This window comes from Niabella ginsenosidivorans, assembly GCF_001654455.1.
Classification (GTDB): Bacteria; Bacteroidota; Bacteroidia; order Chitinophagales; family Chitinophagaceae; genus Niabella; species Niabella ginsenosidivorans.
Map to the genome: position 1 here is coordinate 4,524,966 of NZ_CP015772.1, position 13,093 is coordinate 4,538,058.

The 13,093-nt window shown below is 43.9% G+C and carries 11 protein-coding genes; 4 read left to right on the top strand and 7 right to left on the bottom strand.

Annotated features, from left to right (window positions below):
* Window positions 1-415: 415 nt before the first annotated feature.
* Window positions 416-3,034, bottom strand: coding sequence for an MGH1-like glycoside hydrolase domain-containing protein (locus A8C56_RS19115; protein WP_067759631.1), 2,619 nt, complete (start codon window positions 3,032-3,034; stop codon window positions 416-418).
* A gap of 90 nt (window positions 3,035-3,124) precedes the next feature.
* Window positions 3,125-4,213, bottom strand: coding sequence for an N-acetylmuramoyl-L-alanine amidase (locus A8C56_RS24770; RefSeq protein WP_245645585.1), 1,089 nt, complete (start codon window positions 4,211-4,213; stop codon window positions 3,125-3,127).
* Between the two features lie 145 nt (window positions 4,214-4,358).
* Between A8C56_RS24770 and gndA the strand changes: the two genes are divergently transcribed.
* The 4 genes from gndA (at window position 4,359) to A8C56_RS19140 (ending at window position 9,155) form a co-directional block, all read left to right on the top strand.
* A complete protein-coding gene (gene gndA, locus A8C56_RS19125) occupies window positions 4,359-5,780 on the top strand; it encodes an NADP-dependent phosphogluconate dehydrogenase (protein WP_067759636.1) in 1,422 nt (473 codons plus the stop codon).
* 26 nt (window positions 5,781-5,806) lie between these two features.
* Window positions 5,807-7,342 carry a glucose-6-phosphate dehydrogenase gene (zwf, locus tag A8C56_RS19130; RefSeq protein WP_067759638.1) on the top strand — a complete coding sequence of 512 codons (1,536 nt, stop codon included), beginning with the start codon at window positions 5,807-5,809 and terminating at the stop codon, window positions 7,340-7,342.
* Window positions 7,339-8,061: a 6-phosphogluconolactonase gene (gene pgl, locus A8C56_RS19135; protein ID WP_067759641.1), complete on the top strand. Its 723-nt coding sequence runs from the start codon at window positions 7,339-7,341 to the stop codon at window positions 8,059-8,061. Before zwf ends, pgl begins: the two co-directional genes overlap by 4 nt.
* Window positions 8,062-8,210: 149 nt before the next feature.
* A complete protein-coding gene (locus tag A8C56_RS19140) occupies window positions 8,211-9,155 on the top strand; it encodes a hypothetical protein (protein ID WP_067759644.1) in 945 nt (314 codons plus the stop codon).
* A 286-nt stretch (window positions 9,156-9,441) separates the two neighbouring features.
* On the opposite strand, the gene A8C56_RS19145 is transcribed toward A8C56_RS19140, so the two are convergent.
* The 5 genes from A8C56_RS19145 to hflX all read right to left on the bottom strand — a co-directional run bounded on the left by A8C56_RS19145 (window position 9,442) and on the right by hflX (window position 13,036).
* Window positions 9,442-10,098, bottom strand: a complete 657-nt coding sequence (locus A8C56_RS19145; protein WP_067759646.1) for a DUF1579 domain-containing protein — start codon at window positions 10,096-10,098, stop codon at window positions 9,442-9,444.
* A 59-nt stretch (window positions 10,099-10,157) separates the two neighbouring features.
* Entirely contained in the window at window positions 10,158-10,508 is a 351-nt protein-coding gene (locus tag A8C56_RS19150; protein WP_067759649.1) for a Rieske (2Fe-2S) protein, read from the bottom strand.
* On the bottom strand, window positions 10,505-11,365 hold the full coding sequence (locus tag A8C56_RS19155; protein ID WP_067759652.1) for a hypothetical protein: 861 nt from the start codon (window positions 11,363-11,365) through the stop codon (window positions 10,505-10,507). Before A8C56_RS19155 ends, A8C56_RS19150 begins: the two co-directional genes overlap by 4 nt.
* Before the next feature lie 83 nt (window positions 11,366-11,448).
* The gene (locus tag A8C56_RS19160) at window positions 11,449-11,760 is read right to left on the bottom strand and encodes a DoxX family protein (RefSeq protein ID WP_218917203.1); all 312 of its coding nucleotides are present in this window, start codon (window positions 11,758-11,760) and stop codon (window positions 11,449-11,451) included.
* 88 nt (window positions 11,761-11,848) lie between these two features.
* Window positions 11,849-13,036 (bottom strand): GTPase HflX, encoded by a 1,188-nt coding sequence (gene hflX, locus A8C56_RS19165; protein ID WP_067759655.1) that lies wholly within the window; start codon window positions 13,034-13,036, stop codon window positions 11,849-11,851.
* Window positions 13,037-13,093: the final 57 nt, after the last annotated feature.

The following is a 13,093-nucleotide window of genomic DNA, read 5'->3' on the forward strand; positions in this document are numbered from 1 at the left end:
AATTATACCAGGTAAAGCGGTAAAACGTGGCGCCGGGTGTTGTTGTTGAACTTCAGAAACAGAGGGCTGTCTCCGCTTAACAAGGAAAGAAAAGATAGCCTTCCAAAAAGGGAATTGCCGGAATACAGCAATGTATGAGGCGCTCCGTTTGAGGAATGGCCAATCATCTGGAATTTTAAGCAACAGCGGAAGCCTTGCCAGTTGCTGTGAGTTGTGTAACATTATAAAGTACCGATCTTATTGAGAGCGGTGCCGGTGTTGCCCGATTAGAGCGGCGACAATGCAGAAGCTAATTAAAAAAGCATCGGGTTAGCAAGTAAAAAAAGGGAAACCGGATTTTACCCAGGAAACGCGATGCTTTTTTTTATGCCATAGGCACAATCATATTTTACGGCGCAAATTATGCGCCGGCTGGCTATTCCTTCTCTGTTAGTTCGCTGATCATTTCCGCAACCAGTGCAGACCAGCCTGTTTGATGACTTGCCCCAAGGCCACGACCTGAATCGCCGTTATAATATTCATAAAACAGGATGAGATCCTGGTTCTCCGGCAAACTGAAAAACCAGTTATATTCCCCGTAAATAGAGCGATTGCCTTTTTCATCTTTCCGGAAAAGACTAATGACCCTTTTTGACAACTCAGTGGAAATATTGAACAGGTTCATTTCGTTCCCGGAGCCCGTGGGGTATTCCATAAGGAACGAATCATGATAAAATTTGCCCAGCCGCCTTATCGACTGTATAATGATGAAATTAATTGGGATCCACACAGGACCTCTCCAGTTGGAATTACCACCAAACATATCGGAAGTGGAATCGCCCGGATCATATTGAATCGTATTTACCTCACCATTAATAGTAACAGAATAAGGATGCGCTTCATGATATTTTGACAAGGCCCTGATGCCCCCGTCTGACAGGAACTCGGTCTCGTCCAGTAATCTTGTCAGCAGGGCCTTTAGCCGGTTGCGTTGCACCAAAGACATCAGCATTTCTTCCCCGTTGCCCTTTTCTTCGTTGGGCCAGAACAGGCCATTCTTCAGCCGGTAATTTTTAAACCAGTCAAAGCGCTTTTTAAAATCAGGCAGCTTTTCAAATACATCCTTACTGATCGTATTTACGGCATACAGGGATGTCAGCCCAACAATAGACCGTATCTTTAGGGGTTGCGGAGGTGCATCGCGCATACAAAGCACATCATAGAAGAACTGGTCTTCATCATTCCATAAAACATGCGCGTTCAGGGCTTCGGCAATCAGCACAAAATGCTCAAAGAATTTCGTTACCATGTCTTCAAACGCCGGATCCACCACTGCAATTTCCAGCGCTATATCCATCATGTTCAGGGCATAAATGCCCATCCAGCTGGTACCGTCTGCCTGTTCCAGTTGTATCTCCCCTTTATCATGATAGCTGCGGTTGAACACGCCAATGTTATCCAGCCCCAGGAACCCGCCTTCAAAGATGTTATCACCTTTCAGATCTTTACGGTTGATCCACCAGGTAAAATTAATGGTCAGCTTGTTGAATACCTTCTTTAAAAAATCAATATCCCCAATGCCCGTTCTCTTCTTTTCGATCTGGTAAATTTCCATAGCTGCCCAGGCCTGCACCGGCGGGTTTACATCACTGAAATTCCATTCATAGGAAGGCAGCTGCCCATCGGGTTTCATAAACCATTCACGCATCAGCAGCAATAACTGGTTCTTGGCAAAAACAGGGTCTACCACGGCCATGGAAATACACTGGAACGACTGGTCCCATGCGGCATACCAGGGATATTCCCATTTTTCAGGCATTGAAATAATGTCCTGGTTTTTCAGGTGCGTCCATTCACTGTTCCTTCCCTGCAGTCTTGCAGGGATAATAGGGGTAATGCCGTCTGATTTTGTCAGCCAGCGCTCCACATCATAATGATAGTATTGTTTGCTCCAGAGCAGGCCTGCCAATGCCTGGCGCTGCACCTTTGCCAGGTGCGGGTCAGTGCCGCTGTGAAAAATATCCTCATAAAAATCATCCGCTTCTTCTTTTCGTTTGCTGAACAGCGTCATAAAAGCCTCATCAAAAGGCGCTTCCAGCTCATAATTAGCCAGCCTGCAATAAATGGAAATGGTTTCTCCGGCACCTACAACCCGCTTAAATACCGGTGCAAAGCGCGTTCCGTGCTTCCTGTTTCTCAGTGCCTCTGTATTTTTTCCGTTAATCACTGCATCATGAAAAGCATCTCTTACAAAAGCACTTTTATTGGGCTGTCCGAATAATTTTTCCATATTGGTTTCATTATCCGTAAACAGGGCATCATCGGCATCCTGAAAATAAAAATAATAATTGCCGATCCTGTTATGGCGGGCAATTACCGTATGATCATTTATAGAGGCAATATCCGGTATATTGGTATTAGAGCCGTTGGCCCACCTGTTATAAAACCATAGCAGCGGTAATACTGTTATGGGCGCAGGCTCATTGTAAAGATTGGTGATGTTGATACGGATCGCTATATCCGTACTGTTTGCTTTTGCATATGTAATATGCACATCAAAATACTTCCGGTTATTAAAAACACCGGTATCCAGCAGCTCATATTCGGTTTCATCTTTTCCTCTTTTGCGGTTCTCTGCTCTTAACTGCTCATAGGGAAACGCCTGCTGCGGGTATTTATACAGGTATTCCATATAATAATGCGTGGGCAGATTATCCAGGTAGAAATACAATTCCTTTACATCCTCACCATGGTTGCCCTCATGATTGCCCAGGCCAAATAAGCGTTCTTTCAGGATCGGGTCCTGTCCGTTCCAGAGCGCTACGGCAAAACACAAATTCTGGAAATAATCGGAAATGCCTGCCAGGCCATCCTCTCCCCACAAGTAAGCACGGCTATGTGCATGATCAAAAGGAAAATAATTCCAGGTATCACCATTCTGACTATAATCTTCCCTTACGGTTCCCCACTGGCGCTCACTCACATAAGGGCCCCACTGCTCCAGAGGGATCGGTTTCCGTGCATTCTCTGCTAAGCGTTTATGTTCTTCTGTCATTCAACTCTTTTATTTAGGCAACAAGCTCCTGTAAAAACAGGGCGATGCAAAAATATCCTTTTCTGTTTAAACGGGTGGTGGAGCCTTTTCTTACTGATAATTCAGGTATACATTATAAAGTATCTTTTTATCATAATCTGTAAGAACAGGTGTGGTATCTGTCTGAACAAAATGCAGTTTAAATGATTTGATCGCGTTTGCGGGGTTGCTGATATCATAGCCGATCACACGCAGCGCCAGCAGCGCATTAAAGTCTGCCGGGGGTTGCTGCAGGTTGGTGGAGTCATACCAGTAACCGAAACCAGCAGTTGCCAGCCGTTTCCAGGGGAAATAGCTGCTGGGGTCATCTTTGCGCCCGGGGGCAATATCGGCATGACCGATAAAATTAGCCTGCGGAATGCCGAATTTATTTTTCAGGTAGGTCAGCAGCTTCAAAAGCGACTGAATCTGTGGTTCTGTAAATGGCTCATTGCCGTTATTATCTATTTCTATTCCCAGGCTGCAGGAGTTCATGTCCGTAATAGCGCCCCACTTGCTTTTGCCGGCATGCCAGGCCCGCATATATTCGTTCAGCAGTTGGTACGCAGTTCCATCTCGCCCGATCACAAAATGAGCGCTGACGCTTGTACGTGCTATAGAAAAAGTAAACAGCGTTTGTTCAGCACTGTTCTGGGCAGTGTGGTGCAGAATTACAAAGTTAGGCTTGCGGGCATCAAAATTTACCGTTGTATACCATTGGGAGTTGATGGCCGGGTTCTGCGGATTGGGCACCACTGCCATTTGCTTAAACAGGTTCTCCGTGGATTTGTAATAGCTTGGTTTTGCTGAAGTACGCTGAATACTGTCCGTAATATATTTGTAATAAGCCGGTGTGCGGTAAGTTGCATTTGCATCAGGCGCCGATGCATTACCGGATACCGGTTCCTGTCTGCGTTCAACAGCCGTATTCAGTTTCTGCCTTTCTTCAGTTTTTGACGGCTGTTTGGTTATTTGCTCCGGTTTGGTAAATACAGTCTGCTCTGATGAATTGGGGTTGGCTGGTTTTTGGCCGGTAGACGGGCGCGTACCTGATAATACATTTCTCCGGGCCGGTTGGGAGGTGCCGCAGGAATACAACACTACCATCAACAATGCCATTTTAAATAATGCTTTGCTGCTAAACATTTCTGATCGTTTCATTCAATGAATCTGATTACTATAGCCGTTTCCTTATGTGAAAGTAACGAAAATCCTCGTAAAATAGGCTGCCCGTATTAAAATTGTGTTATACTGAAATTTCTTTTATGATTTTGTTAATGCCTTATTACCTTTAAGAAAAAATTTTATGGCAGCAAGATTTGGCATGGTGGGTTTAGGAACAATGGGCAGAAACCTGGTCCTGAACATTGCTGATCATGGTTTTGAAGTTTGTGGTTATGACCGTGATGAGCAACAGCGTAAAACAATGGAAGCAGCAGCAAAGGGCAAGCCGGTTACCACAGCGGCCTCCTCTGCTGAACTGATTGCAAAACTGGAATCTCCCAGGATCATTATGCTCCTGGTGCCGGCCGGTAAAATTGTGGATGCAGTGATTAATGAGCTGGTGCCGCAATTGCAAAAAGGCGATATTCTTATTGACGGAGGCAACTCTCATTTCACGGATACGGACAGAAGATACCAGGCGCTTCAGCATTCAGGTATTCATTTTATAGGTATGGGGGTGTCTGGTGGGGAAGACGGCGCACGCTTTGGCCCCAGCATGATGCCGGGTGGTAATATTGAAAGCTATAACCTGGTAAAAGACATACTGGAAGCTATTGCCGCTAAAGCGGAAGGAGAGCCCTGTGTGGCCTATATGGGGCATACCGCTGCAGGCCATTATGTAAAAATGGTGCACAACGGCATTGAATACGCCATTATGCAGTTGATCAGCGAAGTGTATGGCCTGCTGAAAAATGAAGGTATGACGAATACTGAGTTTGCGGAATTATTTGATGAGTGGAATAAAGGGGAGCTGCAATCTTTTCTAGTGGAGATCACTTCCGTTATCTTCAGGGAGAAAGATCCGGAAACGGGCAACGACCTCATTGATATGATCCTTGATAAAGCAGAGCAACTGGGAACAGGCTTGTGGACTTCCCAAAGTGCCCTGGAGCTAAATGTGCTGCTTTCCGTTATTGACATTGCTGTTTCCATGCGTTACCTTTCTTCGTTAAAAGAAAAACGGGTTGCTTATGCAAAGTTGTATGATCATCAAAACAAAAAGACCAACGTTAATATTGAGCAATTAAAAAATACCTGCAGGGATGCCCTGCATTTTGCCTTTATGATGGCCTATGGCCAGGGGCTGGAACTGATGAAAGTAGCATCAGCCCATTACCATTATGACACTGATATAAAAACCGTTGTTAAGGTGTGGAGGGGCGGGTGCATCATTCGCTCTGCACTGTTAAAAGACCTGTTTGAAGCATATGAAAAAGAGCCGGATCTCTCTAATATTATCGGTTCCGCACAGTTTGTAAATGAACTGAAAAATAAAAGGGCGGCTGTAGTTGATTTTCTGAAGACCGCTATGGACGCGGGTATGCCAGCAGCAGCTTTTGCAGCTGTATTAAATTATTTTGACGCTTATACCCTGGCGCAGCTCCCTGCCAACCTGATACAGGCACAGCGCGACCTGTTTGGGGCACATACTTATGAACGCATAGATAAACCGGGGCATTTTCATACCAACTGGAACTATACCCCTCCGGAAGCTAAACAATAACGCCATCCAAAAAAGTAAATACCAATATGAATTTTAAACAAACGCCCGCGAGTATTGTCATTTTCGGCGGCTCGGGCGATCTGTCCTGGAGAAAGCTTTTCCCTGCCTTTTACAATCTTTTTATCTATGATTATATGCCGCAGCAATTCAAAATTTACGCGGTAGACTTCCAGCATTTAAAAGAAACGGAATTTAAAAAACATATACAGGAAGGTATTAACCGTTTTTCCAGGAGCGGCAAAATAAAACCTGCTCAATGGAAGCAATTTTCAGAAAAGCTTCATTTTTTGCAGGGCGACTTTACAAAGGATGACACTTATACCCGGTTAAAAGCGGTTTTGGCACAGAATGATAAAGACTGGGGAAAACGTGCCACAAGGCTGTTTTACTACTCAGTGGCCCCACGCTTTATTGAGATCATTTCGCTGGCTCTTTCAAAATTCAAATTAGCGCCTTTACCCAACCGAGACCGGATCATTGTAGAAAAACCCTTTGGTACCGATCTGGCTTCAGCAAAAGCATTAAATCGTTTGCTGGAAAATAATTTTGAAGAAAAACAAATCTGCCGCATCGATCATTACCTGGGCAAGGAAGTGGTGCAAAATCTTTTAGCCTTCCGTTTTGCCAACTATATTTTTGAACCTTTGTGGAACCATAATTTTATCCAGGATGTTCAGATCACCGTCGCAGAAACCGTAGGTGTGGGCACCCGAGCAGACTATTACGATAAAAGCGGCGCCCTGCGCGATATGATCCAGAACCACCTGATGCAGCTATTGTCTGTAATTGCTATGGAAAGCCCGGTAGGTTTAAATGCAGAAGACCTCCGCGATGAAAAGGTAAAAGTTTTAAAAAGCGTGCGGCCGTTTACATCCAAAACCGTTGAAACAGATGTTGTACGCGGGCAGTACACCGCAGGGATCATTGATTGTGAAGCACAGTGCGGTTATTTGCAGGAGGAGCACATTCCCAAAAATTCAGCAACGGAAACTTATGTTGCCGCAAAAATATATATTGACAATGCCCGCTGGAAAGGCGTGCCCTTTTACCTGCGTACCGGTAAATGCCTGTCCAGGCAAAGCTCCATCATTGTGGTTACCTTTAAAGGCTCACCGCACAAAATATTTAAAGACGATGTAACGCCCAACCAGCTGATCATAAGCATTCAGCCGGAAGAAGAATTTTTATTCTTATTTGAAGGAAAAGTACCCGGTCCTTTTATGAAGTTAAAACCGCTTGAAATGAACTTTACTTATAAAACTGCGTTTGCCGGCACCTTCCCTGAAGCTTATGAAACGCTGCTGCTGGATGCTTTGGAAGGAGATGCTTCACAATTTATGCGGGCAGACCAGGTAGAAACAGCCTGGAGCATTGTTATGCCCGTTTTAGAGCATTGGGCTAAACTTGGAAAAAAAGGGCTGGAAAAATATCCCGCAGGATCCTGGGGGCCTAAAAAAGCTGATCAGCTGTTAAAAAAAGACGGGGTGAATTGGGTATTTTTGCCGGACTCCGGAGAAAAACCCACTCCTTGTTCAGAACGCAGAAAAATTATAGAATTATGAGTAATCCCGTTAAATTAATCTGGAAAGATAAGGAAGCGCTTAGCAGGGCTGCTGCTTATTATTTTGTTGAAGCCTGTGCCAAAAGCATTGCGGCCAGTGATCGTTTTACAGTAGCCTTTTCCGGCGGCAGTACCCCAAAGCGGCTGTTTGAAATACTGACCACGCCGGAGTTCAGTAATAATATTGAATGGAAAAAGGTCTTCATCTTCTGGAGCGATGAACGTTTTGTGCCACACACCAGTGATGACAGTAACTATAAAATGAGCAAACTGGCATTGCTCGATCACATAAAAATTCCAAAGAAAAATATTTTTGCAACGCCTACCAAAGGAGAGCCGGCGGCATGCGCGGCTGAATATGAAGCCGCCGTAAAAACGGTGCTGGGTAAAACGGCATCTTTTGATCTAACCCTGCTAGGCATGGGAGACGATGGCCACACGGCTTCCCTTTTCCCGGGCACTACTATTCTTACAGAAACAAAAAGGCTGGTAAAAGAGGTTTGGGTAGAAAGCAAACAAACCTGGCGTATCAGCTTTACCTACACGCTTATCAATAAAAGTAAAGAAGTGCTGCTGCTGGTAGGCGATGCCAACAAGTATCCCGTGCTAAAAAAGATATTTGCAAAGAACGCAAAGCCCGTTTACCCGGTACAGGGCATAAACCCGCAAAAAGGGCGGATAATCTGGCTGCTGGATGAAGCGGCGGTTACAGGGAAATAATGCCCGGGCCTAAAACTCAATTTTGCATTTTTGACCAAAGGCACATCATTATGGAATTAAGGGAACCAAATAGTACACATTAGCCCGCACTGGCAACAGACCATTTTTGTTTGTTGGATCAAAAGACTGTTAAATATCAATAACAAAATATGAACCGGAGCCGCCAATTGATTTTACTATTTCTACCGGTATTTTTATTACCAGGAGGATCACTGATTGCCCAGGTTGCCGATACATTAAAAAGCAGCAGACAAGATCTTATTGCAAATGGGCCGGTGTATTACAGCCCGGGAGGCACTTACAGTGATTGGTACTTCCCAACCACAGAAAACTATTCAAGCCTGGAATGGACCTTTGTTCCTGTTGCAGACCCGCCACCAAGTTTGGCAAAAGAGGGACTATTGCACTACTATGCCTATAACTTCTCCCTTGTTAATGCATCGAATAATATCGGAGGGGGCTATGCGGGCTTCCAAACAAATGGTATTTTCAAAGATTCGTCCCAGGGCAAAGTGATCAACTTCTCAATCTGGGGCTCTAATGGCGGCAAATCAAAAGGCATGATAAACGCTGCTAATGGAGAAAGCGGCGGTTATCAGATCATGTACAAATACAATTGGGCACCCCGGCAGCAATATAGGTTTGAACTGAAGCCGGGGCCCAGCGGCGAAGACAGCCTTGGTAAATGGTGGGGTTTATGGATAACAAATAAGGCTACAGGTGTTAGCGATTTTGTAGGAGAGCAACGTGTGCCATCGGTAATAAATGGTAAAAGCGCTTTATTCTGGAATGCTCATACCTCGATGTTTGGTGAGGATTTACATTGGTGGAAGTCTTTAAATGGTGCTACAAAATATAAAGACCCTTCCAGCTTTCAGCCTTCTGCAATGGCTGCTATGGACATTACTGCAAACGGTGGCACAGTTAAACCGGCTAAGTTCACCAATTTTGTCAATTCAGGAAAACCTGTGACGGGCAGCAATGGTTTCAAATCCGTAAGTGCCAAAGTTTCTATTTACCAGGATGCCAATTTTAACGTACAACATAATTTAGGGTACTGGGCTTCGCCAGCTCCCAATTTTCTTACTAAATAGCCCTCTGAAAATACTCTGTCTTAAAACAAGCTCCATAAGGGGTAGCCTGTTTTAAGCGCTTTAATGATCAGATAATATTGAAAAGCTTTAACGAATCCGACAAAGACACAATTGATAAAAAACCAGCACTGCCTCAAAATGAGGCATGTTATTGAAAAAAAGCACATTCTGCGATTATTGAATCTTTCTGAAATTGAACACATGCCTACGTTTCCTGTTTTCAGGGAAACATCATTTCAGAGTTACTCCGCATTTAAACAAATGAATCTTCTTCTGGTTACAGTGGCTATTTCTTCCTGGTAAACTTTATTTCCATAGTTTTATAGGATTTGCCTGTTTTAGGATCAGGACCAAACATTTCCATGGTCTGGTGATCCTTATCGGCAAAAGTGTATACTTCCTTCATGTCACACTTGCGGCCGGTAGCCGGGTCGATCATGGAGCCTGTAAGCGTAATGGTCTTTGCAACAGTATCAACAGGGCCTTCCATTTGCATAATACCAGTGCCCATGTTATCGATCCAGTTGCTAACAACCATCTTCTTTGTGTTATCGTACCCCATGGTGCTCATGCCTTCAAATGGCTGGCCCATAAAGCTTCCTTTAAAATTACCAATCTGGTAGCGGCCACCCATAATGGTTTTGTTGCTGGATGAGCCTTTAATGGTCATAGGTGGCGCATCCGGGGCCATCCATTGGGTAATTTCTCCATCCCAATCCCCGTCTGATGCCGCCAGCCATTTATGTACCGGGCCGGGTGTGGCAAAATCCATCCAGGCCTTCATGGCCGTAGCGCTATCCACAGGTACCCATTTTTCTTCTTTTGTTGTAGCAGCATTAGAATCGCTTTGATCAGTACTATCCTTTGCCGTTGTTCCGTTATTTGCAGGGTTATTACAGGCAAAGAGCGCTCCTGCAAGCGCAAGTATAATAATTGGTTTCATCTGGCAGTTTTTTAGTTAAAAAAGTTTACCTCCTAAAGGTAAAACAGTTTCAGATTAATTCAAAACCCCAGCCAGGAGCTTTTTTCAATACCCACATACCATCCGTCTTCCCGCTCCTCAACAGGATAAGTTTTCAAAAAATAGCCCTCCCCTGTAGTATTGCGGCCCGTTTGCAAATTAAATTTATAGCGATGCAGGGGGCAAACAATATCTCCCTGTACATTTACGTAACCACCTGCCAACGATGCAGCCGCATGCGGGCATTTGGCAGCACAAGCAAAAAGCTGGTCATTGAACCGGGCAATACATAAATGTTTTCCTGCTATCTTAATTTCTGCAAGGTCTTCTTCATTAAAATTCAGCTCATTAGGATGTAGGGCCAACAGGTGCCATTCTATCTTTTTGTTCATGAAGCCAAATTAAATCCTTCTATTTCTATGTCTTTCATATTCCAATAGCCGGCATCGTCTTTTATTAACCCCACTGTAAAATTGCCGGAGAAAGTCGTTTTGCTGTTTGCTGACTGTGCAACAGCTTTATAGTTGCCGGTCACACAACAATCATTTTCATTTACAGTACAACTGTTAACAGTACATTCTTCCAGCTCAATTTCATCAAATAACGATTTGAAGCGGTTTATTTTTTCGCTGTAATTTTTAAAAGTATTGTACCAGGTTCCATTGAAGTAAAAGCCTTCTTCTGTGTATTGCATCTCACAAAAAAGATCGTTTGTACTGAATAGGTCACCCAATAAATCCTGTTGCACCAATCTTGAATTATCATATACAGGATCAGGATAAAATTCATCATAAATAAAATTGGTTGTCCACCCTGGCAGGTTTATATCATCCATTTCGTACTCAAATAATTCTTCAATTGTAAAACGATATAATTCCCTTGTTGAAATGTTCGGGCTGCATACAGCAAGGTCAATACCATATTTATTCAAATAATTGCTCAATTCTTCCCAGGCATGCTTTATATCTTTACCGGGTATTGCTGCAACGGGTTTAAAATGCTGCGGACGGTCAATTTTATCAAACACTTTAATGGTCTTATGCTCTTTGGCAAATTGCTCTTCAAGAGCCATTACATTATTCAAAAGCTGGTTTTCCATTTCAGGAGAAAGATCATCGGGGTTGTCACTGATATCGCCGAAATGAGCGCCATGTTCCAGCATCAGCTTCATTTTAAGAAAATCATTTTCCGCCCTGAGCTTTTCATCATCGCTCATTTGTTCAAAGGTGTCCATAGTTTTATTTTTCATCTAAGTTAATACATTTTATCAACTGCCGAAAGCCCAATGAGGTCTTTATCTGGCGCAGAACAGACCTCATAGGTCTGCATATATTAACGGTTCTGTTTTACTGAAAATCCACCCGGGTATATGATCGTTAGCAACACGGCTATCAGCACAATATTATACTCCATACCGTTTCTGCCACCGCCTACTACAAACCACCCTTCCTTAAAGTGAACCATAATGATACCGGCTACCAGGATAAAGATGGTTATGATGGCTGCGGGTTTTACATACTTATTGAGTATAAAAAGCAGGGCGCAGGCTATATGCGATCCCTTTATTGCCCAGGCAAGATATAAACCAAATGGTGTAAAACCGGCAGGGTCAAGATAGTCAACACCAAACGAACATACCGCCATCAAATATTCCAAAAACGCTGTGCGTAAGAAGCACCAGCGCTATGGTGTAACGAAGGATCGCTGTTTGCATCTTGTGTTGGTTTATATATTAGTAAAACATTGTTTTATAGGGATAGCGTACCTGGTATAATTCCTTTACTTTATTCAGGATAGTGGCCCTCAAACCTTCTACATTGCGGCGTTCGGTGGCAGCAACAAATACGGCATTACCCCCGGTTTCGTGGTTCCAGCGATCGTAAAGATCCTGCAGGATCTCTTTTTTGGTATCAGCACCCAACCACTCATCAAACGTATGCTGCTCATAAAGGTCCATTTTGTTGAATACCGTAATAACGGGTTTATCAAAAGCCTTTAATTCCTGCAGCGTCTTATTCACTACCGCCATCTGGTCTTCATACTGTGGGTGTGAAATATCAATTACATGGATCAGTATATCTGCTTCCCGTACCTCATCCAGTGTACTCTTAAAGCTTTCTATCAGGTGATGCGGTAGTTTGCGGATAAACCCGACCGTATCACTTAATAAAAACGGCGTATTTTCAAAAACTACTTTGCTGGTAGTGGTATCCAGCGTGGCAAATAATTTATTTTCGGCAAACACCTCCCGTTTGCTTAACAAATTCATCAAGGTGCTTTTACCCACATTGGTATACCCTACCAATGCCACACGTATAAATTCTCCGCGGTTCTTTCGCTGAGTTGCCGACTGTTTGTCTATTTCCTTTAAACGGTTCCGCAACAGGGAGATCTTTTCACGAACGATACGGCGGTCGGTTTCTATTTCTGTTTCACCGGGGCCTCTTGTACCAATACCACCCCCCAGGCGTTCCAGGTGTTTCCACATCCCGCGCAAACGGGGCAAAATATATTGATATTGAGCCAGCTCTACCTGTGCTTTTGCTTCAGCTGTTTTGGCCCTGCGGGCAAAAATATCCAGGATCAGGTCAGAGCGGTCAATGGTCTTTGTATTCAGTACCTTCTCTATATTATTGATCTGTGCGCCGGAAAGCTCATCATCAAAAATGACCAGGTTGATGCCGTGTGTGATAATATACTGGTTAATTTCTTCCAGCTTTCCTTTACCCACAAAGGTGCGGGTATCCGGGTGCGGTAGTTTCTGGATAAAGCGCTTACGGGTTGTAGCTCCGGCTGTTTCCGCCAGGAAGGCTAATTCATCCAGGTATTCATTTACCTGCTGCTCTGTTTGCTCTTTGGTTACCACGCCAACAATAACGGCTGTCTCCGTTCCCTCTATAACATTCTTTTTATCAAGCATAGCGCAAAGTTAACAAAGACCTATGAGGTTTTATAAAACCTCATAGGTCTTTCCTTT

Coding starts and splice junctions, on each gene's coding strand:
- A8C56_RS19115 (WP_067759631.1), bottom strand. CDS start 3,034: ATGACAGAAGAACATAAACGCTTAGCAGAGAATGCACGGAAACCGATC.
- A8C56_RS24770 (WP_245645585.1), bottom strand. CDS start 4,213: ATGAAACGATCAGAAATGTTTAGCAGCAAAGCATTATTTAAAATGGCA.
- gndA (WP_067759636.1), top strand. CDS start 4,359: ATGGCAGCAAGATTTGGCATGGTGGGTTTAGGAACAATGGGCAGAAAC.
- zwf (WP_067759638.1), top strand. CDS start 5,807: ATGAATTTTAAACAAACGCCCGCGAGTATTGTCATTTTCGGCGGCTCG.
- pgl (WP_067759641.1), top strand. CDS start 7,339: ATGAGTAATCCCGTTAAATTAATCTGGAAAGATAAGGAAGCGCTTAGC.
- A8C56_RS19140 (WP_067759644.1), top strand. CDS start 8,211: ATGAACCGGAGCCGCCAATTGATTTTACTATTTCTACCGGTATTTTTA.
- A8C56_RS19145 (WP_067759646.1), bottom strand. CDS start 10,098: ATGAAACCAATTATTATACTTGCGCTTGCAGGAGCGCTCTTTGCCTGT.
- A8C56_RS19150 (WP_067759649.1), bottom strand. CDS start 10,508: ATGAACAAAAAGATAGAATGGCACCTGTTGGCCCTACATCCTAATGAG.
- A8C56_RS19155 (WP_067759652.1), bottom strand. CDS start 11,365: ATGAAAAATAAAACTATGGACACCTTTGAACAAATGAGCGATGATGAA.
- A8C56_RS19160 (WP_218917203.1), bottom strand. CDS start 11,760: ATGGCGGTATGTTCGTTTGGTGTTGACTATCTTGACCCTGCCGGTTTT.
- hflX (WP_067759655.1), bottom strand. CDS start 13,036: ATGCTTGATAAAAAGAATGTTATAGAGGGAACGGAGACAGCCGTTATT.